At 66.0% G+C, this 25,371-nt stretch carries 25 protein-coding genes; 6 read left to right on the forward strand and 19 right to left on the reverse strand.

Going from position 1 to position 25,371, the window contains the following annotated elements; all coding sequences use genetic code 11:
* Positions 1 to 8: 8 nt before the first annotated feature.
* The 10 genes from atpA to prmC all read right to left on the reverse strand — a co-directional run bounded on the left by atpA (position 9) and on the right by prmC (position 8,997).
* Positions 9 to 1,643 carry a F0F1 ATP synthase subunit alpha gene (gene atpA, locus Pcatena_RS07725; protein ID WP_126423137.1) on the reverse strand — a complete coding sequence of 545 codons (1,635 nt, stop codon included), beginning with the start codon at positions 1,641 to 1,643 and terminating at the stop codon, positions 9 to 11.
* Complete coding sequence (locus Pcatena_RS07730; RefSeq protein ID WP_073296973.1) at positions 1,643 to 2,113, reverse strand: F0F1 ATP synthase subunit delta; 471 nt, start codon at positions 2,111 to 2,113, stop codon at positions 1,643 to 1,645. The genes atpA and Pcatena_RS07730 overlap by 1 nt, the downstream gene beginning before the upstream one ends.
* Complete coding sequence (gene atpF, locus Pcatena_RS07735) at positions 2,097 to 2,699, reverse strand: F0F1 ATP synthase subunit B (protein ID WP_126423139.1); 603 nt, start codon at positions 2,697 to 2,699, stop codon at positions 2,097 to 2,099. Before atpF ends, Pcatena_RS07730 begins: the two co-directional genes overlap by 17 nt.
* 37 nt (positions 2,700 to 2,736) lie before the next feature.
* Positions 2,737 to 2,928, reverse strand: a complete 192-nt coding sequence (locus tag Pcatena_RS07740) for an ATP synthase subunit c family protein (RefSeq protein WP_073296969.1) — start codon at positions 2,926 to 2,928, stop codon at positions 2,737 to 2,739.
* 120 nt (positions 2,929 to 3,048) lie between these two features.
* Positions 3,049 to 3,852: a F0F1 ATP synthase subunit A gene (atpB, locus tag Pcatena_RS07745; RefSeq protein WP_126423141.1), complete on the reverse strand. Its 804-nt coding sequence runs from the start codon at positions 3,850 to 3,852 to the stop codon at positions 3,049 to 3,051.
* A gap of 332 nt (positions 3,853 to 4,184) precedes the next feature.
* Entirely contained in the window at positions 4,185 to 4,463 is a 279-nt protein-coding gene (locus Pcatena_RS07750) for a hypothetical protein (protein WP_126423143.1), read from the reverse strand.
* 2 nt (positions 4,464 to 4,465) lie between these two features.
* Positions 4,466 to 5,134, reverse strand: coding sequence for a uracil phosphoribosyltransferase (upp, locus tag Pcatena_RS07755; protein ID WP_126423145.1), 669 nt, complete (start codon positions 5,132 to 5,134; stop codon positions 4,466 to 4,468).
* Between the two features lie 104 nt (positions 5,135 to 5,238).
* The gene (rpiB, locus tag Pcatena_RS07760; RefSeq protein ID WP_126423147.1) at positions 5,239 to 5,682 is read right to left on the reverse strand and encodes a ribose 5-phosphate isomerase B; all 444 of its coding nucleotides are present in this window, start codon (positions 5,680 to 5,682) and stop codon (positions 5,239 to 5,241) included.
* Positions 5,683 to 5,745: 63 nt separating this feature from the next.
* Positions 5,746 to 7,269 carry a glycerol kinase GlpK gene (gene glpK / locus Pcatena_RS07765; RefSeq protein WP_172596444.1) on the reverse strand — a complete coding sequence of 508 codons (1,524 nt, stop codon included), beginning with the start codon at positions 7,267 to 7,269 and terminating at the stop codon, positions 5,746 to 5,748.
* A gap of 177 nt (positions 7,270 to 7,446) precedes the next feature.
* Positions 7,447 to 8,997: a peptide chain release factor N(5)-glutamine methyltransferase gene (gene prmC, locus Pcatena_RS08305; protein WP_126423149.1), complete on the reverse strand. Its 1,551-nt coding sequence runs from the start codon at positions 8,995 to 8,997 to the stop codon at positions 7,447 to 7,449.
* A 273-nt stretch (positions 8,998 to 9,270) separates the two neighbouring features.
* Here prmC and Pcatena_RS07775 point away from each other — a divergent pair, with 273 nt between their 5' ends.
* Positions 9,271 to 10,140 (forward strand): YARHG domain-containing protein, encoded by an 870-nt coding sequence (locus Pcatena_RS07775; RefSeq protein ID WP_172596419.1) that lies wholly within the window; start codon positions 9,271 to 9,273, stop codon positions 10,138 to 10,140.
* Positions 10,141 to 10,314: 174 nt separating this feature from the next.
* Positions 10,315 to 10,992, forward strand: coding sequence for an N-acetylmuramoyl-L-alanine amidase (locus Pcatena_RS07780; protein ID WP_198433402.1), 678 nt, complete (start codon positions 10,315 to 10,317; stop codon positions 10,990 to 10,992).
* A 155-nt stretch (positions 10,993 to 11,147) separates the two neighbouring features.
* Here Pcatena_RS07780 and prfA read toward each other — a convergent pair whose 3' ends face one another.
* Positions 11,148 to 12,215: a peptide chain release factor 1 gene (prfA, locus tag Pcatena_RS07785; protein ID WP_126423152.1), complete on the reverse strand. Its 1,068-nt coding sequence runs from the start codon at positions 12,213 to 12,215 to the stop codon at positions 11,148 to 11,150.
* A 342-nt stretch (positions 12,216 to 12,557) separates the two neighbouring features.
* Positions 12,558 to 13,649: a DUF1385 domain-containing protein gene (locus tag Pcatena_RS07790; RefSeq protein WP_232619849.1), complete on the reverse strand. Its 1,092-nt coding sequence runs from the start codon at positions 13,647 to 13,649 to the stop codon at positions 12,558 to 12,560.
* A 142-nt stretch (positions 13,650 to 13,791) separates the two neighbouring features.
* Between Pcatena_RS07790 and Pcatena_RS07795 the strand changes: the two genes are divergently transcribed.
* Entirely contained in the window at positions 13,792 to 14,622 is an 831-nt protein-coding gene (locus Pcatena_RS07795) for a trigger factor (protein WP_172596420.1), read from the forward strand.
* A gap of 135 nt (positions 14,623 to 14,757) precedes the next feature.
* Here the strand turns inward: Pcatena_RS07795 and rpmE are convergent, their stop codons facing one another.
* Positions 14,758 to 15,195 carry a 50S ribosomal protein L31 gene (gene rpmE, locus Pcatena_RS07800; RefSeq protein ID WP_126423159.1) on the reverse strand — a complete coding sequence of 146 codons (438 nt, stop codon included), beginning with the start codon at positions 15,193 to 15,195 and terminating at the stop codon, positions 14,758 to 14,760.
* Positions 15,196 to 15,402: 207 nt separating this feature from the next.
* Between rpmE and Pcatena_RS07805 the strand changes: the two genes are divergently transcribed.
* On the forward strand, positions 15,403 to 16,185 hold the full coding sequence (locus tag Pcatena_RS07805; RefSeq protein ID WP_126423161.1) for a type III pantothenate kinase: 783 nt from the start codon (positions 15,403 to 15,405) through the stop codon (positions 16,183 to 16,185).
* A 56-nt stretch (positions 16,186 to 16,241) separates the two neighbouring features.
* Here Pcatena_RS07805 and Pcatena_RS07810 read toward each other — a convergent pair whose 3' ends face one another.
* The 4 genes from Pcatena_RS07810 to Pcatena_RS07825 form a co-directional block, all read right to left on the reverse strand.
* A complete protein-coding gene (locus tag Pcatena_RS07810; protein WP_126423163.1) occupies positions 16,242 to 16,883 on the reverse strand; it encodes a hypothetical protein in 642 nt (213 codons plus the stop codon).
* Positions 16,874 to 18,427, reverse strand: a complete 1,554-nt coding sequence (gene folP / locus Pcatena_RS07815; RefSeq protein WP_126423165.1) for a dihydropteroate synthase — start codon at positions 18,425 to 18,427, stop codon at positions 16,874 to 16,876. The genes Pcatena_RS07810 and folP overlap by 10 nt, the downstream gene beginning before the upstream one ends.
* 204 nt (positions 18,428 to 18,631) lie before the next feature.
* Entirely contained in the window at positions 18,632 to 20,257 is a 1,626-nt protein-coding gene (locus Pcatena_RS07820; protein ID WP_126423167.1) for an LPXTG cell wall anchor domain-containing protein, read from the reverse strand.
* Positions 20,258 to 20,541: 284 nt separating this feature from the next.
* Entirely contained in the window at positions 20,542 to 21,294 is a 753-nt protein-coding gene (locus Pcatena_RS07825) for an NAD-dependent protein deacylase (protein ID WP_126423169.1), read from the reverse strand.
* 119 nt (positions 21,295 to 21,413) lie between these two features.
* Here Pcatena_RS07825 and Pcatena_RS07830 point away from each other — a divergent pair, with 119 nt between their 5' ends.
* The gene (locus Pcatena_RS07830; protein ID WP_126423171.1) at positions 21,414 to 22,304 is read left to right on the forward strand and encodes a patatin-like phospholipase family protein; all 891 of its coding nucleotides are present in this window, start codon (positions 21,414 to 21,416) and stop codon (positions 22,302 to 22,304) included.
* Positions 22,305 to 22,357: 53 nt separating this feature from the next.
* Positions 22,358 to 23,185: an exodeoxyribonuclease III gene (locus Pcatena_RS07835; protein WP_126423173.1), complete on the forward strand. Its 828-nt coding sequence runs from the start codon at positions 22,358 to 22,360 to the stop codon at positions 23,183 to 23,185.
* Positions 23,186 to 23,263: 78 nt separating this feature from the next.
* Here Pcatena_RS07835 and Pcatena_RS07840 read toward each other — a convergent pair whose 3' ends face one another.
* Complete coding sequence (locus Pcatena_RS07840; protein ID WP_126423175.1) at positions 23,264 to 24,058, reverse strand: PHP domain-containing protein; 795 nt, start codon at positions 24,056 to 24,058, stop codon at positions 23,264 to 23,266.
* Positions 24,059 to 24,125: 67 nt separating this feature from the next.
* On the reverse strand, positions 24,126 to 25,322 hold the full coding sequence (locus Pcatena_RS07845) for a pyridoxal phosphate-dependent aminotransferase (protein ID WP_126423176.1): 1,197 nt from the start codon (positions 25,320 to 25,322) through the stop codon (positions 24,126 to 24,128).
* Positions 25,323 to 25,371: the final 49 nt, after the last annotated feature.

Genomic DNA, 25,371 nt, shown 5'->3' on the forward strand with positions numbered 1-25,371 from the left:
CCGATGCCTTACGCCTTCCCCTGGTCGTCTGCGGAAGCGGTCGCCGCAGCCTCGGCCTCAAGGTCAGCCTTCCTCGGGTGCTCGAGGAGGAACTGCTTCTTGAAGCTGGCGATGTGACCCTTCAGACGCTCAGCGGTGTTGTCAGAAATCTTGCTCGTGCGAACCTCGCGGCGCAGCGCCTCGTGACGCTCCTGCATGTAGACGGCAAGACCGTCACGGAACGGGCAGATCTGGTCGATGTCAAGATCGTCGAGGTAGCCCTCCTTGCCAGCAAACAGGGCAATGATCTGGTCTGCAACGTCAAGCGCGGAGTAACGGGACTGCTTGAGCAGCTCGGTCATGCGCGCACCGTGCGAGAGCTGGTACTGCGTGGAGGCGTCGAGGTCGGAGCCGAACTGCGCGAACGCCTGCTTCTCGGCGTAGCTGGCCAGGTCAAGGCGCAGCGTGCCGGCAACCTGCTTCATGGCCTTGAGCTGGGCGGCACCGCCGACTCGGGACACCGAGATGCCCACGTCGACTGCCGGGCGCTGACCCTGGAAGAACAGGTTGGACTGCAGGTAGATCTGGCCATCGGTGATGGAGATCACGTTCGTCGGGATGTAAGCAGAGACGTCGCCCTCCTGCGTCTCGATGATCGGAAGTGCCGTGAGCGAGCCGCCACCATTGGCGTCGGAAAGCTTGCAGGCACGCTCGAGCAGGCGAGAGTGCAGGTAGAAGATGTCACCAGGGTAGGCCTCGCGTCCGGGCGGACGGTGCAGCGTAAGCGACATCTGACGGTAGGCCACGGCCTGCTTGGACAGGTCGTCGTAGATGACGAGCGCGTGCCCGCCGGGGTGCGTGGCGTCCGCGGGGTTGCCGTTGGCGTCGTTGTACATGAAGTACTCGCCGATGGCGGCGCCGGCCATGGGCGCGATGTACTGCATAGGAGCAGAGTCCGCGGCCGTGGCGGCAACGATGATCGTCTTGTCAAGAACGCCATGGGCCTTGAGCGTGCCCTTGATGGCGGCAACCGTGGAGGCCTTCTGGCCGATGGCGACGTACACGCACACCATGTCAGTCTTGGCCTGGTTCACAATCGCGTCGATGGCGATGGCCGTCTTGCCCGTCTTGCGGTCACCGATGATGAGCTCACGCTGGCCACGTCCGATGGGCACCATGGCGTCAACGGCGAGCAGGCCGGTCTGAACGGGCTCGCAAACCGGCTGGCGCTCCATGATGCCAGGGGCCTTGAACTCGATGGGACGGCGGGCCGTCGTGTCGATGGGGCCACGGCCGTCGATGGGCTGGCCAAGCGGGTTCACGACGCGGCCGAGCATGGCCGGGCCCACGGGGATGTCCATGACGCGGCCGGTGGTACGGACCTCGTCGCCCTCCTTGATGGCGTCGACGTCACCGAACAGGACGGCGCCGACCTCGGCCTCGTCCAGGTTCTGGGCCAGGCCAAAGACGCTCTTGCCCGACGTGGAGCTGGTGAACTGGAGCAGCTCGCCAGCCATGGCGGTCTTGAGGCCGGAGATGTGCGCGATGCCGTCTCCCACCTCGGTGACGACAGACGCCTCCTGCTCGTCTACCGTGGCGTTGATCTGCGACAGCTGCTCGCGCAGCGTGCGCATGATCACCTCGGAGCTGATCTTGTCTGCCATTAGTCATCACTTCCAATAAAGGTCGAGGAGAGCGTCTTGCGGATGTTGGCAAGCTGCGCTCGGACCGAAGCGTCGTAGCGATTGCCGCGAGCCTCGAGCACGACACCGCCGATGATGGACGGGTCAACGCGCTCAACCAGGTATACCGGGGCGTTCAGGTCCTTCTCGGCCTTGGCAATGACCTTCTCGCGAAGGTCGTCATCCAGGGGGACGGCCGTTGTCACCGTGACGGAGACGGTCTTGTCCTCGCTGTCGAGAATCTCCTTGTACGTGCGCGCGACGTCGCCGACGAGGTTGAGGTCGTCCTCGGTGCGCATGGCAGCGAGGGTCTCGAGAACCTCAGGCGAGAACTTGAGGGCGTGGTTCCACTGGACCAGGTCCTTGTTGGCCCTGCCCTCCTGACGCGCGGCATCGATGAGCGCGCGAGCGTACTTCTCGGACTTCTCCTGATCGCTACGCTTCGTTGTCATGACCGGTGCCCACTTCCGCGAGATACTTCTCGGCCAGCTTGCGCTGGTCCTCCTCGCTGAGGTCGTTGCCAATGATCTTGCTGGCGATCTCGACGGACAGGTCAACGACAGAGCTCGAGAGCTCGATCATCGCCTTGCGTCGCTCGGAGCTGACGGCGTCGTGGGCCTTGGCCACCGTGGCGGCCGCTTCCTCCTGCGCCTTGGCGAGGATGCGAGAGCGCTCGGCCTCGGCCTCGCGCTTGGCCTTGGCGACAATCTCGTCGGCCTCGTGACGGGCCTCGGCGATCTGCGCCTGGTACTCGCGATGCTCCTTCTCGGCGGCAACCTTCTCGTTGGCTGCGGCGTCAAGGTCGTCCTGGATCTTCTGCTGGCGCTTCTCCATCATGCCCAGGATCGAGGGCCAAGCGAGCTTGGCGAGCACGAACCAGATAACGAGGAAGGCAATGAGGGCGGGGATGAACTCCGCCATCTTGGGAAGCAGAAGGTCGGCACCGCTCGGCGCCTCCGCGAATGCGGGCGTCGGGACAAGGGCAGCGAGGGCGGCGATGCCACCTGCGAACCCAAGCCTCTTAGTGTTGCTGTTCATTCGTGCCTCCACTCAGCTGTTCGACGTCTACGTGACCTTAGGCGATCAGCGTAACGACGAAGCCGATGAGTGCGAGGGCCTCGACGAATGCGGAGCCCAGGATGAAGACCGTGAACAGACGGCTCTGCATCTCAGGCTGGCGCGCGATGGCCGACGTGGCGCCATAAGCCGCAAGACCAATGCCGATGCCGGCGCCGATAACACCAAGACCATAACCGATAGCTCCCACGATTCCTCCTTTGTTAGTCGCCCGACATCTTGTTCCTCGGGCGATTCGTGAGCCATGTCTATGCACAGGCGGGCAAGCCCGCTCGATGCCAAACGAATGCGGCACGTGGCCGCGACCGTCCTAGTCGCCGTTCTCGGCGAGCTGGATGTAGACGGCGGAGAGCAGCGTGAAGACGTAGGCCTGGATGATGCCGACCATGATCTCCACGAGGTAGATGACGATGAGGATGGCGACCCAGAACACCGAGGCGCCGGCCTGGCCGAGCGCGACGACCGAGAAGCCCTGCAGCAGCGGCTCGAAGAACAGCGACGCGAGGATGGCGAAGGCGCCCATGACCACGTGACCGGCGAACATGTTGCAGAAGAGTCGGACGGCGAGCGTGATGAGTCGCAGGAACGTCGAGAACAGCTCGATGACCCACACGAGGATGTTGATGGGGAACGCGACGCCCTCCGGCGCGAGGCTCTTGATGTAGCCGATGACGCCCAGGCGCTTGCAGCCCACCACGATGAAGTAGATGAACGAGCACAGGGCGAGAGCCGCGGTGACGCCGATGGTGCCGGTGCCGGGGTGGCAGCCGGGGATGACGCCGATGATAGAGTTGGCGCAGATGAAGAAGAACAGCGCGGCAAGGAACGGGAAGTGCTTCTTCCAGGTCTTCTCGCCCACGATGGACTTCACCATGTCATCGCGCACGAACTCGACGACGTACTCGACGCCGTTCACGAACAGGCCCTGCGGCACGAGGCTCGCGGACTGCTTCTTCTTGAACACGAAGAGCACGACGAGCATCAGGATGAGCGCGACCGCCAGCCAGAACGTGTACGTGGTGAGGCCGACCGTGGTGTTGCCCACGATGGCGTGGGACATGAAGCTGTCGAGAAGAGAGTCAATCTCCTCGGGGAGCTTGTCTAGTGGAGACATGCATCGTCCTTTCGCTTGCCCCGCGGCGGCCGGGGATCGGCCGCTCGTTTCCGCGCCGACCCGGATGAGGCCGCTGCGGCGTCAGGGATTCTACCCCTTTGTGGGAGGTTTCTACCCCGAGTTCAAGGGCGCTAGTCCGGCCTGGATTTGCGCCTTTCTTCTAAATCCGATTGGCGATACTAGCACTTCTGGATTCGAGGAGTAAGAAATCTTTTCTATGCCTTTGACCTGTTTATTTCCATAACCTGTAAAGTGCGAGCTACCGCGCGTGCGCACGCTTGCCGAAATATTTGTTGCGTCCGCGGATTTGCCGGAGCCAACCCGTCAAATGACTAGGAAAGCCTGTGCCACGTCACGAGCACCAGCGTCGTGACCGCCACGAGCATGGCGAGCACCGCCGAGACGGATACGGGCACGAACGCCTCTGCCCACAGACGGTGGACGAGCGCCATCCCCACGAGAACGATGAGCGCCGAGACCACGATGCAGACGAGCCCGCTGCGAACCCCGGGGCCCTTCGGGCCGCGCGCCACCGTACGGGCGAGGGCGACGGAGAAGGGCGCCGCTCCGGCAAGGCCGAGGACAACGCCCAAAAGAATCTGGCTTGCCATGCCTACCTCGTGCCGAAGATGCGATCGCCGGCGTCGCCAAGACCAGGCAGGATATAGGCGCTGCCGTTGAGCTCGCGATCGAGCGCGCACGTGTAGAGACGCACGTCTGGGTCAAAATCGAGCACGGCGCGGACGCCCTCGGGCGCGGCCACGAGAACGAGCAGGCGGATGTCACGCACGCCGGCATCTCGCAGGTACTGGATTGCCGCGGTTGCCGAGCCGCCGGTGGCGAGCATCGGGTCAACGATGAGGCAGGTGCGCTGCTCGACGTCGGGCGGAAGCTTGCAGTAGTACTCGTGTGGCTCGTGGGTCTTGGGGTCGCGCTCCATGCCGACGTGGCCCACGCGGGCGGCCGGGATGAGGTCGAGGATTCCGTCCACCATGCCGAGGCCGGCACGGAGGATGGGGACGATGGCGACCTTCTTGCCGGCAAGGTGCTGGCAGGTGCACTCTTCGAGCGGCGTCTTGACCTGCACGGGCTCGAGCTCGAAGTCGCGGGTGGCCTCGTAGCCCTCGAACAGCGCGAGCTCGCGAACGAGGTCGCGGAACTGCTTTGTGCCGGTCTGCTCGTCTCGCAAGATAGAGAGCTTGTGCTGCACGAGCGGGTGGTCGACCACCGTGAGGCGGGCGAGCTGCTCGAGCGTCAGCCCTAGGTTGTTGACGTTTGCCATCGCTGCTCCTCTATGAGTGGGGCCGCCACCCGCGGCAGCGGCCCGGCATTGCCTGGTGTGGCCGGCAAAGGCGCCGTCCCCTTGTCGGCCTTCCCCGACGCGAGCTACTTGCGCTCGTCCTCGGCCATCATCTTGGCGACGCGCTGCGTGTGGCGGCCACCGCCGAACTCCGTGGTGAGGAACGTCTTCACGAACTCGCAGTTGTCCATCGGAGCCGTGAAGCGGCCGGACAGGCAGATGACGTTGCAGTCGTTGTGCTCGCGGCACAGCTCGGCGAACTTGTTCGTCTGCACGACGGTGGCACGCACGCCGGGCACCTTGTCGGCCGTCATGGCCATGCCGATACCCGTGCCGCAGATGAGGATGCCGCGGTCCGCGGTGCCCTCGGAGACGCGGCGGGCGACCTTGTCGGCAAAGTCGGGGTAGTCGACGCGGTCGGCCGTCTCGGGACCGAGGTCCTCGACCTCGTGGCCGAGGCCACGGACGAAGTCGCAGATGACGTCCTTCTGGCAGAAGCCAGCGTGATCGGAAGCGACGACGATGCGCATGTGAGCTCCTTTGCTACGCATGAATGTGACGGTAGAAGCGTACCACGGAGCGGCGCGGACGGCCTACGCAAGCGTGCGGCGCACGGCCTCGTGCCAGCCCTCGAGAAGCTCGGCAGCTCGCCCGGCAGGCATGTGCGGCTCGTAGCGCCTCTCCCCCCCCGTCAGGCTCACGAGCTCGTCGCGGTCTGCCCAGAAGCCGCAGGACAGGCCCGCGAGGAAGGCGGCCCCGAGCGCCGTGGTCTCGGACGTTGCGGCACGCACGACGTCTATGCCGAGAAGGTCTGCCTGGAACTGCATGATGAACGGGTTGTTGGCACCTCCGCCGTCGACGTTGAGCGCACAGAGCGCGCGATGGGAGTCCGCCTCCATGGCCTTGAGGACGTCGTAGGTCTGGTAGGCCATGGACTCGCAGGCGGCGCGCACGAGGCGGGCGCGGTCGGTGCCACGCGTGATGCCGGCAACGACGCCCCGGGCGTCCGGGCGCCACCAGGGCGCGCCAAGACCCGTGAAGGCCGGGACGACGTAGCAGCCGCCCGCGTCTGGCACGGAGCTCGCGAGCGCAGCCGTCTCTGCGGCGTCGTCGATGAGGCGCAGGCCATCCCGCAGCCACTGGATGACCGAGCCAGCCTGGAACACGGAGCCCTCGAGCGCATAGTCCACGCGCCCGCCCTCGGCGATGCCGATCGTCGTGACGAGACCGTTCGTTGAGGCAACGGGCTCGGCGCCGGTGTTCATGAGCATGAAGCAGCCGGTTCCATAGGTGTTCTTGACGCTGCCGGCATCGAAGCAGCAGTGGCCGAACAACGACGCCTGCTGGTCTCCGGCCACGCCGGCGATGCACGGGTGGTTGCGCATGATGTCGGCGCTCACCTCGCCATAGCTCCCCGACGAGGGTCTCGCCTCGGGCAGCATGGAGCGCGGGACGCGAAACAGCTCGCACAGCTCGTCATCCCAGTCGAGGCGGTGGATGTCGAACAGCATCGTTCGGCTCGCGTTCGTGTAGTCCGTGGCGTGGAACTTGCCGCGCGTGAGGTTGTAGATGAGCCAGGTGTCGATGGTGCCGCACATGAGCTCGCCGTCCTCGGCCATCTCGCGGGCGCCCTCGACGTTGTCGAGGATCCAGGCGATCTTCGTGGCCGAGAAGTACGCGTCGGGCACGAGGCCCGTGCGCTCGCGGATGAGGTCCGCATGGCCTTCCTCGACGATTCTGGCGATGGCATCCGCCGTTCGACGGCACTGCCACACGACGGCGTCATAGATGGGCTGGCCGGTCTGGCGGTCCCACACGACGACCGTCTCGCGCTGGTTCGTGATGCCGATGGCATGGATGCGGTCCGAGTGGATGCCGCTCTTGAACTGGACCTCGATCATGCAGGCGACCTGGGCGGAGAGGATCTCCACCGGATCCTGCTCGACCCAGCCTGGATGCGGGTAGCGCATCGTGAGCGGGCGCTGGGCCACCGCGGCCTTGTGGCCGAACTCGTCAAAGAGGATGGCCCGGACGCTCGTCGTCCCGGCGTCGAGCGCCATGATGCAGCCCTCGGGCGCCTCGCTCGCGCCCATCGCGTCGTCCTTTGCCGAGCTCATGACGCTGTCCATGATCGTTGCCATGCGAGCCTCCCGTCCTTTGCTTCGTACCAGTGTAGGAAGCGGGAGGAGACGGCGCGGGAGGCTCTCGGCGGACGGTGGGACGCCGCGCGAGGCGGCGGCGCTCATGGCGATGCGGGCCGATGGCGTGGCGGCGGGGCAGTCGACGGGCGCCAGCTAGCGCGCGAGCGCGGCAATGGCCTCGGCAGGAATGGGTCCCTGGCGCACGATGCGCGGCTCGCCGGACGTGGTGTCGACGATGGTGGAGGCGGCGCCGGCGGGCGTGGGACCGGCTGCGAGTGTGAGGTCGGCGGACTCGGCGATGCGGCGCTCGATGTCGGCTGAGGTGGCGGGCGCGGGCATGCCGTGCGTGTTGGCGCTCGTCGCGGCGAGCGGGCCCACCTCGCGGGCGAGCTCGCGCACGAGCGCAGAGTCCGGCACGCGCAGGGCCACGGTGCCGTTCTCGCGCTGGTAGTCGGGCGGAACGGCCTCGCTCGCGCGAACCACGAGCGTGAGGGCACCGGGCCACAGTCGCTCCACAAGCGAGCGCGCCCAGGAGGGAACATCGATGGCGAGGCGGTCGAGCTCGGAGGCATCGGAGACGAGCAGGGGCAGCGTCTGGGCGAGGTCACGGCGCTTGATGTCGAAGATGCGGCGGTGGCCGGGATTGCTCGGCGTGGCCGCGGCGGCGATGCCATAGACGGAGTCCGTGGGCATTACGACGACGCCACCGGCGCGCAGGACGGCCGCGGCATCCGCGACGACCTCCGGCGCCGGCTCGTCCTGGCTGCATTCGACGATGCGACCCTCCGGCTCGTGGGCCAGGACAACGGCCGGCAGCTCACCGGCAAGCGCAGCGACGATGAAGCGTGTGCGGCCCGTGAGGTCACGGCGAATCTCGACGGACTTCCAGCAGCCCTGCTCGCGCGCGAGGGCGGCGGCGGCATCGAGCGCGTCCTCGTGCAGCTCGACGGCAAGCATGCCACCCGGGACAAGCGCCTTTGGGGCGAGGGCCAGCAGACGGCGATAGACGTCGAGGCCATCGACGCCACCAGCGAGGGCGAGTTCGGGCTCGTAGTCTGCGACCTCTTCGGGAAGCTCGCGCATCACGTCGTCGGGAATGTAGGGAGGGTTCGAGACGAGCACGGCGAACGTGCCCATGAGCTCGGGCGACACGCCGGAGGCGAGGTCACACTCAACGATGTCGATGGCATCCGCCAGGCCAAGCGCGTCGCGGTTCTTACGCGCAAGGGCGGCCGCCGTGGGCGAGATGTCCGTTGCCGTGACGAGCGCGCCGGGCCGCTCGCTCGCGATGGCGCAGCTCACACAGCCGGTACCGCAGCCAATCTCGAGCACGTGGACCGGGCTCATCGCGCGCGCGGCGTCAACGCCCTCGAGCGCGGCATCCACGAGCAGCTCCGTCTCCGGACGTGGGATGAGGACGCCCGGCGCACAGGCGACGTCGATGAAGCGAAAGCTCGTCTTGCCGGTGATGTACTGGAGCGGCTCGCCCTTGGCGCGACGCTCGATGAAGCCGTGCATGCGGGTGAGCTCGTCGGCGGACAGCGGCTCGTCGAAGGCCATATAGAGACCCGTGCGGTCCTTGCCCGTGGCGGCGCTGAGCAGCCACTCGGCCGAGAGGCGCGCGTGTTCGTCACCCTTGCGCGCGAGATAGTCGCGCGTCCAGGTGAGGCAACGGTTTATCGTCCAGACGTTCTCTTCTGACATGGGGCCTCCGGCGGTTCTTGCGCCCGCGGCGGGGCGCCTGTGCTCCCTACATACTAGCGGGCGCCGACGACGGCCGCAGTCAGCGCTCATCGTGCCGCACGCACCCAAGTTTCTGGCGCGCGTCGTTTATCGTGCCAAACGCAGCTTATGTGCGGCGTCTCATGCCCAAGATAGGAACGATAAGCCCGATAAGGACTAAGAGCCCCGCACAACCATTCGGTCATGGCTCTACAATTCAGCGTACGTGATCAAAGGATGCCGAGGAGGGCGCTCATGTTTTGTACCAAGTGCGGAGCCCAGCTCCCAGACGGATCGAAGTTCTGCACGAAGTGCGGCACGCCCACGGATGTCGTGGCGAGCGAGACGACCGTCATGCCAACCGCAGGCGAGACGCACGTCATGAGCGGGCAGCCCACGCAGGCGGTTCCCCAAACTGGACAGCCGATGCCGCAGGCCACGCAGGTAGCGCCGCGGCCGGTAAGCCCCCAGGCGCCGTATGGCGCAGCGCCGCAGCAGCCCGTCTATTCCAGCGTCCCCCAGCAGCCCGCATACGGCCAAGGCGGGCAGGGCAACGGTGGAAGCAGGCGAGGGGTGGTCGTGGGCGTCGTCGTTGCCATCATCGCCGCCGCAATCGCCGCCGTGGCGTTCATCATGGTCGACCCCATGGGACTGTTTGGCGCCAAGACAGGCCGGGACGCCGCCACGACTGCCGCAAGCTCGCCAGCGGCCTCCTCGACGTCCGCCGCAGACACGTCCGTCGCGAGCACCTCGGCGGCCAGCACCTCGGCAGCCAGCTCGAGCGCGGCCAGCACCTCGGCACAGACGCACACGCCTGCACCGCGTGGCGCGAGCAGCGACTACGTCATCCCTGACAGCGACTGCACAAGCTACACGGCCGATGACATCAAGGCCATGAACCTCTCCGTTGACGAGCTCTGGTACGCGCGCAACGAGATCTATGCCCGTCACGGCCGCAAGTTCCAGAATGAAACCCTGCAGGCCTACTTCAACTCAAAGCCCTGGTACACGCCCGAGTACTCGCCCGACGAGTTCGATGACAGCGTTCAGCTGAGCTCCGTCGAGAGGGCGAACGCCGCGGCGATCAAATCCGTAGAGCAGAGCATGGGCTCCAATCACCTGTAGGGACGCGTCATGAGCGAGAAGCATCCCGACAGAACGGGGCACAGAGGACCAACGGTAACCCGTAGGGCAGCCATAGGCGCCATTGCAGCGGCAGCCGTTGCGGGTGCGGGAGCCATCACGGCCACGCTGGCGTCAAAGCGTCAAGCGCAGCCCGAAGACAAAGGCACGGTAGCTGTGACCGAGCAGCCTGCCGCATCAGCCCCCTCCAAGGACGCGGCGACAGAGCCGAGCTCGGCGGAAACCGTGGCTGCCTCCTCAGACGAGCTGTTCGCGTGTCTCGACATCGCGCAGATCATGCATAGAGAATTCGGCCATGGGCCCAAGGGCGTCGAGTACCAGAAGTACATCGTCCTGCACGACACGGAGGGCGACGGCGAGCCCGAGAACATCGTGAGCTACTGGGCCGAGAACGGAAACCTCGTCGCCGCCCAGTTCGTCGTGGGCAGGGACGGCCACATTGCGCAGTGCGTGCCCATGGACGAGATCGCGCACCACACCGGCTACGGCGATGCGGGCCACAACGAGCTGTACGGCGTGACCGACGAGTCGCGAGACGACAAGCTAGGCACAAAGCCGGTTGGTTCGTCGTGTCCCGACTACGGGATGAACTCCTACTCCATTGGCATCGAGACGGTGCACGTGGGCGGCGAGGGCGACTACCCGCAGGCCCAGCTCGACGCGCTCGATGCCCTCATCGCCTACATCGACGCGTACTACGCCGAGCGGGGGCAGGCAGAGCCCAGCGCCATCATCGACCACAAGGCGTGGCGCACGGGAAACTCCGACACCTCAGCCGAATTCGCCGGCTATCTCTCAAACTACCAGGACCATCGCACGCATCTAGACGTGTAGAGGGCGCACATCGCTCATCGTGCCAAACGCAGCTTATGTGCGGCGTCTCATGCCCAAGATAGGCACGATAAGCGCCGGAGCACGGGCCATATACAAAAAGAGACCCGCGAGAGGGAGCGCCCCTCTTGCGGGTCTCTGCTGGCGATAAGCGAGGCTTACACCTGCTGGGCGAGCTTCTCGGCACGGTCGGCGGCGGCGAGGGCGTCGATGACGTTGGCAAGGCCATCGCCGAGCAGCACGGAGTTGTACGTGGAGTTGAAGCCGATGCGGTGGTCGGTCACGCGGTCCTGCGGCTGGTTGTAGGTGCGAATCTTCTCGGAGCGGTTGCCGTGGCCGATCTGGCTCTGGCGCTCGGCGCCGAGCTCGGCCTGCTGGCGTTCGAGCTCCTTCTCGTAGAGGCGGGCACGCAGCATCTGCATGCAGACCTCGCGGTTCTGGATCTGCGAGCGCTGATCCTGCGACTGCACGACGGTGTTCGTGGGCAGGTGCGTGATGCGCACGGCGGAGTACGTCGTGTTGACGCACTGGCCGCCGGGGCCGGAGGCGCAGTACGTGTCGATGCGTAGGTCCTCCTGGTTGATCTGGATATCGATCTCATCGGCCTCGGGCAGCACGGCGACGGTAGCCGTGGAGGTCTGGATGCGACCCTGGCTCTCCGTCTTGGGGATGCGCTGGACGCGGTGGACGCCGCTCTCGTACTTCATGACGGAGTAGACGCGGTCGCCCGTGACCTTGAACTCGATGGTCTTGAAGCCGCCGGCGTCGGACGGGCTGCTCGAGAGGACCTCGGACTTCCAGCCCTTCGCGGCGATGAAGCGCTCGTACATCTTGAACAGATCGCCCGCAAAGATGCCGGCCTCGTCGCCGCCCACGCCGGCGCGAATCTCGACGATGGTGTCCTTCTCGTCCGCGGGGTCGGCCGGGATGAGCATGAACTTGATGTCTTCCTCGAGCTGGGGGAGCTTCTCCTCGTTCTCGGCGATGTCGGCCTGGAGCAGCTCCTTCTCCTCGGCGTCGGACGCCTCGTGGAGCATCTCCTTGGCGGCCTCGATGTCATCGAGGGCGGAGAGGTACTCGCGGGCGGCGTTCACGAGGTCGGTCTGGTGCGCGTACTCCTTGTTGAGGCGAGTGAACTCCTTGATGTCGCTGGCGACGGCCGGGTCGGAGAGCTTCTTCTCGAGCTCCTCGTAGGCATAGATGAGCTTCTCGAGCTTGTCTCGCATGGGGACTCCTTGTTGTGATGTGTGGCCGGGGCTGGACGCCACGTCGGCCAGGCGAATCGATGGGGATGAGGGCGGCGCGGCACTGTGGCGACGTCGCGTGCGACAAGGTAGCTAGAGCTTGTCGTTCCTCAGGTACATGGTGCAGTCCCCTTTCGCATAGTTGTTCGTATCATAGCGCGAGAAGGGAGCGATGCGAGCCGGAGCCCGGACGGCCCACAAGCTTCCACACATCGCTAGCGCTGCAAATCGGTCACTTTAGGACCCCGTAGACCCCAGTTAGTGACCGATTTGCAGCGCTCGCGAGATTTGGGGCGAGACAGGCGGGAAGCGTCCGCCACTTCCCTACTCCAACCCGGCCGCGAGCTCGGTGGCGCGTACGCGCTCCATGGCGGCGATGGCGCACTCGAGCATGCCCTTGTCGGGGACGCGCGTGGTGAGACGCTGCATCTGAAGGCCCGGCCACAGCACGAGGCGCACGAGCCACAGGTTCGGGTGCGAGCCCGCCCACTTTACCGTGACCTCGTACGACACGCCCGCCACGAGCGGCAGCAGCACAAGCCTGCTCGCGAGCACGAACGCCGCGCGGCCCACGCCCGCAAGGCCCAGCGCCTCGGCCCAGCTCGCCACCGGCACGAGCGTGTTCACGAGAATGGCCACGATCATCGTCATGATGAGAAACGCCGTGCCACACCGCACGTGCAGGCGACTGAAGCGCGCCGCGTTGGCCGGCGTGAGCTCAAGGCCATGCTCGAAGCAGTGGATCGTGAGGTGCTCGGCGCCGTGGTAGCCAAACAGGCGGCGCATGTCCGGCATGAGGCCAATCGCCCAGATGTAGGCCACGAAGATTGCGATGCGCAGCACCGCCTCGACGAGGTTCCATGCAATCGCGTTGGTGGGCGCATAGTCTCCTACCAGCAGGTTTGCCACCGCCACGGGAATGGCCATGAACAGCGCAATGCCGAGGAGAAGCCCCAGGGCCATGGACAGGCCAAACGCCACGGGCGACATCGGCTCGGGCGAGGAGGCCGACGCGTCATCGGTGCCCGCAGGCTCGCCGCCATCCTCGGCAACCGCACGCGTCTCCCCCGCCGCCACCACGGGTGACACGCGCCCAGCGGCGAGCAGGCTCGCATACGTCTCGCCCTCGTCGTCATACGCGTGGTCGCTCGCCACGCACATCGCCTTGTAGGAGAGCAGCATAGACTCCACGAACGAGACACAGCCCCGCACGATGGGAAGGCGCTGCCAGGCGGGCCGCGAGTCCGGCGCGGGCAGCTCGTGCTCTTCCACGTAGATGCGGCCGCTCGGCTCGCGCACTGCGGCGGCCCAGCTGAGCTTTCCTCGCATCATGACGCCCTCGGGAAGAGCCGATCCGCCAATGTGGGTGGCGAACAGCTCGCCCTCCTCGCCGATGCCGTCATTGCGATGCGCCACGCGTCCCCCTGGTTGCACTCTTGATGCACGCTCGGGCGGCATCTTCCGTATCCTTATGGGTACCCTACTACGCATGGGCCGCGGCACAAAGCGCGGCCAGACCGCACGCGCGAACTTCGCGCAGATGCCCACAGGAGGACGCATGCCCAACAAGCCCGAGCCGCTGTTCATCGACGGCCATTACCACTACACGCTGAGCTCCTATGACCCCGTCGAGGCCACGCTCACCATCCCGCACCTCACAGACGAGGAGGTGGGCTACGGCATCGCCGGCATCGTGGCCGAGCGCGGCTGGAAGGAAGACGGCCTGCCCACCGACGCCTGGGTTGCCGAGAACGTCGAGGGCCTTGGCACGCTCGACGAGCTCAAGCAGGCCGTGCGCGAGGAGCTCGAGCAGATCAACGCGCGCTACGTGGAGTCCACGAAGGGCGGGCTGTGCGCCGAGGAGCTGGCCAAGCGAGTTGAGCAGCGCGTTCCCACGGCCATCGTCGAGCGCGCGCGGGACATCGTGCGCCAGGGCTTCGAGATGCAGGCCGCCCAGAACGGCGTTGCGCTGGCGCAGCTGCTGGCAGCCTCTGGCATGAGCGAGCACGACTACGAGCACGCCGTTGACGAGGAGGCCCAGGCAATGGCCGAGCAGAACGCCGCGCTCGACGCCATCGTGGACGAGTACGCCATCTACGTTGACGAGACGGAGCTCCCCGCCATCCTCGGCCTCTCGCCCAAGGACGCCAAGACGGTGATCGACGACGCTCGCGAGCACGGGGGCCTCGAGGAGGTCATGGCGTTTGCCCGCCGCCGCCGCGCACTTGAGGCCGTCGTGCGAGATGCCTCGTTCACCGAGGAGCACGAGACGGCCGAGCAGGCCGCCCGCCGCGTGGCCGAGATGCGCGCCCAGATGCAGACCGCGATGCCGGGCGATGAAAACGGCGGCGAGGACGAGGGCGACAAGCCGCACCTCAAGCTCGTCTAGACGCAAGTTGACATAGGCAAGCTGGCGGGGGAACCAGCCCTCATGAGACAAAGGGACTGTCCCCTTGTCTCATTCAAAGAAAGGGGCCCGCGACGCAGGTGACGTCGCGGGCCCTTCGCTTGCTATGAGCGAGTGCTACTCGGCAGCGGCCTCGGTCTCGACGGCCTCGGCGGGAGCCTCGGTGGCCTCCTCGGCAGGAGCCTCAGCGGCAGCCTTGGCGGCCTCGGCAGCGGCCTTCTTCTCGTACTCGGCGGCACGCTTGGCCTTGGCAGCGGCCTTGGCCTCGCGCTCGGCCTTCTTGGCGGCGGCGAGCTCGGCAGCCTTGGCCTCACGGGCGGCCTTGGCGGCAGCGGCTTTCTCGAGCTGGGCGGCAGCGGCGCCACCGAACTTGTCGGCGAAGCGCTGGACGCGTCCACCGGTGTCGACGAGCTTCTGCTGGCCGGTGTAGAACGGGTGGCACTTGTCGCACAGGTCAACCGTCATGGAAGAGACGGTCGAACGGGTGACCCAGGTGTTGCCGCAGCTGCAACGGACGTTGCACTCGACGTAGTCGGGGTGGATACCATTCTTCATAGCAGGACTCCTTCTTGCTTCATGCCTGGTTCCGACCAGGCTTTGGATGCTCCCCGGCGCATGCGTCAGGGATGCTCTGGTTCCGACCAGAGCGAACAAGCTTTTGAATGGTAGCATGGTCGAGGTAGCGCTGTCACGAAATTTTTGCCGTTTGCCCCGCTCACGGGGGCAAGTTCACGGCTTCACCATCGAGCATTGGAGTTCGCCATGTTTCTCGCAATTGACGTCGGCAACAGCCAGACGACGATTGGCCTTATCGAGAACGGCTCGGTGGAGAGGCGCTGGCGGCTCAAGACGGACCGCCTCGACACCTCGGACGAGCTCGACGCCGCACTGCGCTCGTTCCTCGCGCTCGACGGCATAGCGCTCGCGGACGTTCACGCGGCCGCGGTGGCCAGCGTCGTCCCCGTTCTCACGGACATGTGGCGCAACGCCCTCGCGCACGCCCTGGGTAAGGAGCCCTTCATCGTAAGCGCCGCCGAGGTGCGCGGCATCGAGGTCGCCATGCCCTACCCGTCCCAGATCGGCGCGGACCGCATCGCCGACGCCGTCGAGGCGCGGGGCACATACGGCTCACCGGCGATCGTCGTCGACTTTGGGACGGCAACGAACATCGACGTCGTGGACGCACGCGGGCGCTACCGCGGCGGCTGCATCGCCCCAGGGCTCATGCTGTCCGCCTCCGCACTGTTCGAGAAGGCCGCCAAGCTCGCGAGCATTCCCATCGAGGTTCCGCCCGCGCCCATCGGCGACACGACGGAGCACGCGCTGCAGTCTGGCCTCGTGCTGGGCGTCGCCGCCCAGGCGGAAGGGCTCGTGGCACGCATAAAGGCGCAGCTTGCTGCCGAGGAGGGCGTCGATGGCATCGACTGCCCCGTCATTGCGACGGGTGGTCTCTCGCGCGTCATCGGCCAGGCGACGGATGTGTTCACCGCCGTCGACGTGGACCTCACGCTGCGCGGCATCTGGCGCATCTGGCAGGCACGCTAGCCAACCCGGCATCGCGCGCACCAGCCGGACACGGCAAAGGTGCCGCGCCCCGTCCTCTAGCGCAGGCTGGCCTGCTCGGGAGAGACCACGAGCTCACGGCCATCGACCAGACGCACCGTGGCGCGGCCCCAGACGTCCACGGCCGTGAGCGTTCCGGTCGCGGCAACGCGACCGTTGGGATAGACGACCTCGCACGAGCGCCCCATGAGCGCAAGGGCATCGAAGTAGTCCGAGAGCACCGGTGCCACGGGCCCGGCGGCGCCGCGGCCAGCCGAGACGTCTGCCGCCCATGCGTCAACGCGCAAGGCGACCGCCGAGCAGACGGCATGCGCGAGCTCGCCAGACGCCATGGCGGCGAACGGGGCAAGCTCGACGCCTGCCGAGCAGACCACGAACATGCCGCCCTCGCCCGTACCGGCGCGGACACCGAGCGTACACGCCACCTGCGTCGCGTGGCCATCCTCATCTGGCACCACGACGTTGCCCGGCCAGGCAAGCGCGAGGTCGTCTCGCAGAGGACGCAGCCCCTCAAGGGCACCCAGGGCGCAGACGGGCAGAATCCCCATGTAATGGCTCATGGGCACGGCAGGACGCAGCAGCACGGCAAGACGCAGCGTGCCGTCCTCAACCGCAATGGCGCGCTCACCCGCAGGCGCCCCGGTGCGGGCGCGCTCGATAAGCTCCTCGGCTACTCCCATGAGATCTCCCCCAGGTCGGCACGGACGAGGCCAACGCGCTGCTCGCGTGGCAGCACCGAGATGCCCGCGTGGGCGAGGAAGCGCTCGGGATCGTGCATGAGGTCCTCCATGGGGACGATCACAAAGTCGCGCTCGCCCAGGCGGGGATGCGGCAGGGCCAGCTTGCGACCGGCGTGTGTCTCGCCCTCCATCCACAGCAGGTCGCAGTCGATCGTGCGGGGACCATGGCCCTCCTGCCCGGCAGGACGCGTGCGGCCCAGCTTCTTCTCGACGCCCAGCAGCTCGTCGATGAGCACGAGCGGGGCGAGCTCGGTGCGAATCTCGGCCACGGCGTTGGCGACAGGCATGGCAATGCCGTAGGCGGGGTCCGTCTCGTAGGCGCGGCTCACGCCCGTGACGCACGTGAGCGGGATGGCGTTGATGAGAGAGACGGCGCGCCTGAGATAGTCCAGGCGATCACCCACGTTGGAGCCCAGGGCCACGAACGCGCGGCGCGGATCGGGGTGCGCCACGGACCAGTAGGAGTTGAGGGCCTGCGAGACGCCCGCAACGTCATGGACGCGCAGGATGCGAGTGCCGGCCTCGACGGCGGCAATGCAAACGCCAGCCGTGGCTGCATCGCGCGCCGGGGCCTCCGTGACGCCCGATACCGCGCCCACGAAGCGCTTGCGCGAGACGGCGCACATCACGGGATAGCCCATAGAGACCATCTTGGCGTTCGCGCGCTGGATGACCACGTCCTCGTCGGCAAGCTTCCCAAAGCCCGGACCCGGGTCGATGCAGATGCGGTCGCGTGAGACGCCGGCGCGCATGAGCTCGCGCGCCTGGTCGCCGAGAAAGCCCATGACGTGGCGCATGATCGGGCCGGAGTCCGGCAGCGTGAAGCGGCGGTTGCCGCCGGCGAGCGTCACCGTGGGGCTCGTGACGCCGCGGGCGCTGCGGCGCATGACCTCGTCGAGGCGCTCCGCCGCCGCGGCGTCGGCGGCCTCGGCAGCCGTGGGCTCGTCGTGCTTCTCGGCATCGTCCTTGGCGTGCGCGGCGGCACGTGCGGCGGCGCTGGAGTCAAGTGTCACGGAGCGGCGCGGCGTGCGGCCAGAGACCTCACCGGCGTGCATGACCACGCAACCACAGTCGCTCTCGACGGCCACGCGGACCATGTCGGGGTTCGTGAAGCCCGTGACGTCGTTCACGATCGACGCGCCGAGCTTCACGGCCAGACGCGCGACCTCCGGATGGCGCGTGTCAACCGAGACGACCGCGCCGGCGTCTGCCAGCGCCCGGATGACGGGGATGACGCGCTTGGCCTCCTCGTCAGGCGAGACGGGTCGGAAGCCGGGGCGCGTGGACTCGCCGCCCACGTCGATGATGTCGGCGCCGTCGTCGAGGAGCTTCAAGCCCCACTCGATCGCGGCGTCGGGGCTGGCATGGGTGCCGCCGTCCGAGAAGGAATCGGGCGTCACGTTGAGCACGCCCATGATGCGCGGACGCGCGAGCGAAATCTCGTGTTTTCCGCAGCGCCAGGTCATCTGGTCTTCTCGAAGCATAGGCACCTCTCCGTCGTGATTAGCTCTCTCGATTGTAGCGGGCAGGCAGATTCCGCGCCGTCGCGCGGAAACCCAACACAGAACGGCAAGGTACAAAAATGCCGCGGGGCGCCCCGTCGTGGCGAGGTGCTCGCCTCAAAAAAGGGCGGCCCCGAAAGGCCGCCCCATCTAACGCAATTTTTCGAGAATCGCCCCGCGACTTCCCTACATCTTGCTGCGCCTGCGAGCGATCACGGAGCCGACGACAGCCGCGGCACCGGCGATCGCGATGACGACGGAGGCCGCCATGCCGGTCGGATCGCCGGTCTGGGGCAGGGCGGTGTTGTTGCCACCGCTGGTCTTGCCGGGCAGGGCGGTGTTGTTGCCACCGCCGGGCTTGCCGGGCAGGATCTGCAGCTTCGCGATGGGCTCGTTCTTGGTCTGGGTCTCGAAGGCCGTGTTCTCAAAGGTGGCGGTGTAGGTGCCCACGCCCTCCTTCAGGACCGTGGCGGGAGTGGTCACCTCGTAGGAGGCCTTCACGGTCTCCTCCTCGACGTGGCTGGCGTCGCGCTTGCAGACGCGCTTGGCGGTGCAATACCAGTCATCGCCCTGCTTGGCCCAGACGTACTCGGGCTCGCCCCAGTCGTGGCCGAGCGGATCGAGATCGTCAGACCTCGTCTGATCCGCGAAGCACTCGTGCTGGAAGGTGGCGGTGTAGATGACCTTGCCCTTCTCGGTGCAGCTGGCCTCGGTCGTGGCATCGGCCTTTACGGTCTCTTCGATCGGCCAACCGCAGTAGCCACACTTGGCGTGGCCGATGCAATACCAGCCATCCTCCCTCTGCTCCCAGACGTAGTTGTTCTGGTCGACGTAGTTGTCCTCGTACTCGCCGTCGGTGTAGTCGTGGGTGAGCATCTTGCCACCGGACCACACCTTGACGCCATCGATGGTGACGTCGGTACGACCGGTGTTGTTTGCCGATTCGCCGCCAAAGCCAAAGAGCTGCGAGCAGGTGATGTCGTCGCGCTGCGCAGTGGCAGAGCTGTCAGTGATGTTGAGGACGTACTTATAGTTCCCCATGTTGAAATCGTTGATTTTTAGCGCCTGCTTATAGTACTTCTTCATAAAGTCGAAGGGCGCCTTCGCCGAGTTGAACGTGCAGTTATTCACGTTGACGTAGATGTCATGGCTGCCCGCACTGTAATCGGTGTAGACGTTGATAACCTTGCCGCTGGCGTTGAAGGTGCAGTCGTTGAACGTCATGGTCGGCGAGCTGTACGTCCAGATGGCGTAGTCGCCGCTGGGCGCATTGAACGTCGTATTGTTGAACTCGGCGGACTCGTAGCCCCAGTAGAACGTCTTGCCGTTAACGACGCAGTCGTTAAGCACGGTCTTGTTGGCGCGAATGAAGCCGAGGTAGTCGGCACTGCCGGAACGCATCGTCATGTTCTTGAAGGTGACGGTGCGGGCGCCGTCGAAGGAGTAGTCGCCGTTGTACTCGGTGCCAAAATTATCGGGGTTGGGAACCTTTGCACCGATGTTCCATGCGGTCTTGTCCGCGCCCGAGCCCTCGAAGGTAAGGTCCTTGTCCTTGGTGGAGCCCTCGGAGCTCACACCGTAAAGGGTGTAGTTGCCCTCGCCGAGCTTGATGGTGTCGCCGCTCTGCGCATCGGCGGTAGCGTCGGCAAGTTTATCGTAGGTTTTACCGGTGCGGGCGTTAGTGATGCTCGACTCGGCAGCCAGCGCCGGGGTGGCGCTCACGCACAGGGCGCACAGGGCGCCGATGAGCGCCGCGACTAAACGACCCACCCCCAGCTTGCGGCTCGACTCAATACCTTGCTTACGCTTCATGTGGGACTCCTTACGACGCCCTCGCGCTCAACGCGCGAAGCTGCCCGTTACCGTGGCAACGGGCAGCCTATTAATCCTGCCGAATTCAACCCGGAAAGGGTTATCCGAACTAGTTAGCTCAAGACCAAATAGCGGATACACCCATAATATGACTTTTATGCATATTTTTGGAACTTAGATTGCACATGGTCGCAATGAGTCCCTGAACGGCGGAGGCATCGGGCTCGCGGCAAGATAGAAACCCCGGTCATCGTCTGAAAGTCGCGATGATACCGCCCCAGAATCTAGAAGTCGAACGCCTTGGCGATGTCGGCCTGGACGATGACGCTGGCGCGCGAGCTCACGGGGATGGGATCGCGGTTTACCACGACGAGCTCTTGGCCAAGGAAGTAGTCGATGAGGCCCGCGGCCGGGTAGACCACGAGACTCGTGCCACCCACGATGAGCATGTCCGCCTCGCGAATCGCGAGAATGGCATCACTCACCACCTGGTTGTCGAGGCCCTCGCCGTACAGCACGACGTCGTGCTTGATGGGCCCGCCGCACTCGGGGCACACGGGCACGCCGTTGGCGTCCTCGTGCTCGCGTGCCATGATCCACTCGGCCGAGTAGACATGCCCGCAGCGCTGGCAGATGTTGCGATGCACCGAGCCGTGAAGCTCCAGCACGTTCTTGGAGCCAGCCGCCTGGTGCAGGCCGTCGATGTTCTGCGTCACCACAGCCGTAAGCTTGCCCGCACGCTCCAGCTCGGCGAGCTTGAGGTGAGCCTGGTTTGGCTTGGCACCCAGCGCGATCATCTTCGTGCGGTAGAACTCATAGAACTCGGCAGTGTGCGTCTCGAAGAAGTCATGGGAGAGCATCGTCTCGGGCGGATAGGCGAACTTCTGGTGATAGAGGCCGTCTACGCTGCGGAAGTCCGGGATGCCGCTCGCCGTTGAGACGCCGGCGCCCCCAAAGAACACGATGCGGTTGTGACGTTCGACGCGGCGCGCAATCTCGGCAGCGGCCTCGGACGGGTCCGTGATGGTGATGGGCATGATGCCTCGATTCGTAGGTGGGAGCTTCTCGGGCAAAAGGATAGCCCTCGCCGAGCCGCGACGGCCCGAATCCCGCCGCGGCGCGTGCTACAGTCACTTCTCGAGAACAAGGAGGCCGCATGACCACGCGCGAGACGAACATATCAGGCACGGCGCTCGTCCTCGAGGGCGGCGGCATGCGCGCGGCCCACACGGCCGGCATCGTGGCCGCGCTCATCGAGCACGAGGTGTGGTTCCCCTACGTGTGCGGCCTGTCCGCAGGTGCCTCGAACACCGTGAACTACCTCGCACGAGACGCCGAGCGCACGCGCATGTGCTTCGTGGACATCGCGGGCGACAAGCGCTTTGGCGGCATCGGCTCGCTCGTGCGCCACGACGGGTTCTTCAACTCGCAGTGGCTCTACGACGAGGCAATCCAGGACGGGACGCTTCCCATCGACTGGGAGACGTTCCGCACCAACCCAACGCGGGCGCGCATACAGTCCTTCGAGCGCGACACGGGCCGCACCGTCACGTGGACAAACGAGGACATGACGTCTCCGCTCACGATGGCGCGCCTCGTCCGCGCCAGCTCCACGATGCCGTTCGTCATGAATCCCATCGCGGTGGAAGGCCAGGTCATGCTTGACGGCGGCCTGGGCACGGGCGCGGGGATTCCGCTGCACCTGGCCGAGGAGGACGGCTACGAGCGCTTCTTCTTCATCGGCACGAGGGAGGCGGGCTACAGAAAGTCGCCCATGGGCCGAGGAAAGCGCGGGCTCATGCGACGCCTCTGCGCCGGGCAGCCGCACGTGTTCGACGCCCTCGAGACACGAGTCGAGCGCTACAACGCCGCCCTCGACCACCTCGATGAGCTCGAGCGCGGGGGCCAGGCCCTTGTCGTGCGCCCCGAGACCATGCCCATCCACAACACGGAGACGAACGTGGGAAAGCTGCGCGCCGTCTTTGACCAGGGTCACGCGCTGGCCGAGCGCGAGATGGATCGTTGGCTAGAATGGCTCACGGACTAGCAGACGGTGACAGCTTGGCCCCGCCCCCAAGTGTTACCGACAGGGAGGAACCCATGACCGAGAACCGAGAGCTTCGCCTCGCATCCTGGAACGTCAACGGCCTGCGCGCCGTCATGAAGAAGGATCCGAGCTTCGTTGACGTCGTCGAGAGCATCGGCGCCGACGTCTTCGCCATCCAGGAGACGAAGCTCCAGGAGGGCCAGATCGAGCTCGACCTTCCCGGATACCACCAGACGTGGAGCTACGCCGAGCGCAAGGGATACTCGGGCACGGCGGTCTTCTCGCGCGAGGAGCCGCTACGCGTACTGCACGCGGACGCCATGCTCCCGATTGCCCACGAGGTGTTGGGCGCGGACGACGAGCAGCTCTTTGCCGTGGCCGCCACGGAGGGCCGCGTGTGCGCCCTTGAGTTCGACGCGTATTGGTTCGTCAACGTCTACACGCCCAACGCGCAGGGACAGCTCGCAAGGCTGGACACGCGCCTCGCATGGGACCACGTCTACCGTGAGTTTCTCGCGCGGCTTGCTGCCGAGAAGCCCGTTGTAACCTGCGGCGACTTCAACGTGGCGCACGAGGAGATCGACCTCAAGAACCCAGGCCCCAACCGAGGCAACGCAGGCTTCTCGGACGAGGAGCGCGAGAGCTTCACGAAGTTGCTGGACGCCGGCTTCACCGACACGTTCCGCGCGCGCTTCCCCGAGCTCACGGGCGCGTACAGCTGGTGGAGCTACCGCTTCAACGCGCGCAAGAACAACGCGGGCTGGCGCATCGACTACTTCCTCGTGAGCAACGACGTCGCCGGCCGCGTGACAGGCGCGTCGATCCTCTCCGAGGTCTACGGCAGCGACCACTGCCCCGTCGAGCTCACCATCGAGCTGTAGCGGAACCAAAGGGGACGGGTTCGTTTGGTCCGGGGGGGTATGACCTGCGGGACCAGATGAACCCGTCCCCTCCGGTGCCTAGTGGATATTGGCGGCGTCCATGGCGTTGAGGAACGTCTCGGCACTCGTCGTGGCGATGAGCTCCTGGGGGAAGTGGATCTCCTCAAGCATGGCGAGGGCGTGGGCGAACCTGCCAATCCCCATGCAGATGTGGGCGTCCGTGTTCACGGCAATCTTGCAGCCGAGCTCGGCGCAGGCCTGGGCAATCTCGCGGCAGGCAGCGTCGACGGCGGGCCTCTTGAACTCGAGGCTGTGGTCGTTGATCTCAATGAGCTTGTTCAGGCGGGCTGCCTCGCCCACGACCTCGCGCACGTCGAACGGCACGGCCGAGCGACCGGTGTGCGCCAGCATGAGCACCTTGGACTCGTGCAGCGCGTTCACGTACATCTGCGTCGTCTGGGCAAGCGAGGCGCCGCGCGAGAATGACCTGTCATGGACGCTGGCGATGACGTACTCGCAGCCCTTGAAGACACGGTCCTTGAGAATCTCAGGCTTATCAAGCGGGCAGCCGTTTATCTCGATGTCCACGGGGATGTCCCAACCAAACAGGTGGCCGTCCAGGTCCACGATGTCGGCCTCGCAGCCGTGCATGAGGCGCACGCCCTCCCACTCGCACGGCCAGCAGGCGTAGTTGTAGAAGAACTGGAAGTTGCGCATGTGCTGCTCGGGGTAGAGCATGGGGCTGTAGTGGTCCGTCGAGGCAAGGAGCTCGAGGCCCGCGTCGCGAGCAGCAAGGACGTTCTCGCGAATCGTGGAGTAGGAGTGGCGCGAGTAGAGCGTGTGGGTGTGGGTGTCGCACAGGTTCTTGAGCATGGGTGACCTCCGCGGGCGCATGGCAGCGCCCATAGAAAGGGCCGGGCGCAAGCGTCCGGCCCCGTGACTACTTGTACTCGGCCGCGAGCGCCTGCCACGCGGGCATGGAGTTCACGATGGTCTCGTAGCTCACGCAGTAGCCCACGCGCACCCAGCCCGGGCAGCCGAAGGAGTCTGAGGGAACGGGCAGGAGCTCGTGAGCCTTCGCACGCTCGAAGAAGGCGCTGGCATCGAGCTCAAGCGCCTTGACCCACAGGTAGAAGGCACCGGCAGGCTCGATGTACTCGTAGCCGGCCTCGGCCAGACCACGCGTGAGGGCCTCGCGGTTGCGCGCGTAGGCGTCGACGTCACTGGGAACGTCCACGCAGTCGATGAGCACGCGCTGGAAGATGGCAGGAGCACAGACGAAACCCAACGTGCGGCCGGCGCCGGCAACCGTCGGGACGAGGCGGTCGTGCTCGGGGTTCGTAGGCGGCACGAGCACCCAGCCGATGCGCTCACCGGGAAGCGACAGGCTCTTAGAGTAGCTGTAACAGACGATGGTGCGCTCGTAGATGGCGGGCACCCAGGGAACCTCGGCACCGTAGGTGATCTCGCGATACGGCTCGTCGGAGATGAGGTAGATGGGATGACCCGTCTCCTGACCGCGACGCTCGAGCGCGGCAGCGAGCTTCTCGAGGGTCTCGCGCGTGTAGACGGTGCCCACGGGGTTGTTGGGCGAGTCGATGATGACGGCGGCGGTGCGCTCGGTGACGGCGGCGGCAACGGCGTCGGCATCGATCTGGAATGTGGAGGCGTCGGCCATGACCTCGACGCAGGTGCAACCGCACGTCTCGATCCAGACGCGATACTCAGGGAAGTACGGGGCGATGACGATGACCTCGTCACCCGGGTTGGTCACCGCATGGAGCGTGATGGTGAGCGAGGCGGCGGCGCCGCAGGTGATGTAGAGGTCATCGGCGTCCGCCACGGGTCGCTCGCCCATCTCGGCAGAGAATCGACGCGAGAGCGAGGCGGCGACGGCCTCTCGGCAGGCGGGCAGGCCGTTGGCGGGAGTGTAGCCGTGAACCTGCGCGGGCGGGAGCTCGGCAGATGCCTTGAGAGATGCCGCGACCTCGGCGGGAGCGGGAACGCTCGGATTACCCAGGCTGAAGTCAAAGACGTTCTCGGCACCGATCTGCGCCTTGCGGGCAGCACCGTACGCGGCAATCTCGCGGATCGAGCTCTTGGAGGCCCCGTAGCCGTACATCGTTTCGTTGATCATTGCATCCCCCTTGCTTATGGAACAACGGCCGCCCGAGGGCAGCCGTTGT

It is taken from the genome of Parolsenella catena, from assembly GCF_003966955.1.
Lineage (GTDB): Bacteria > Actinomycetota > Coriobacteriia > Coriobacteriales > Atopobiaceae > Parolsenella > Parolsenella catena.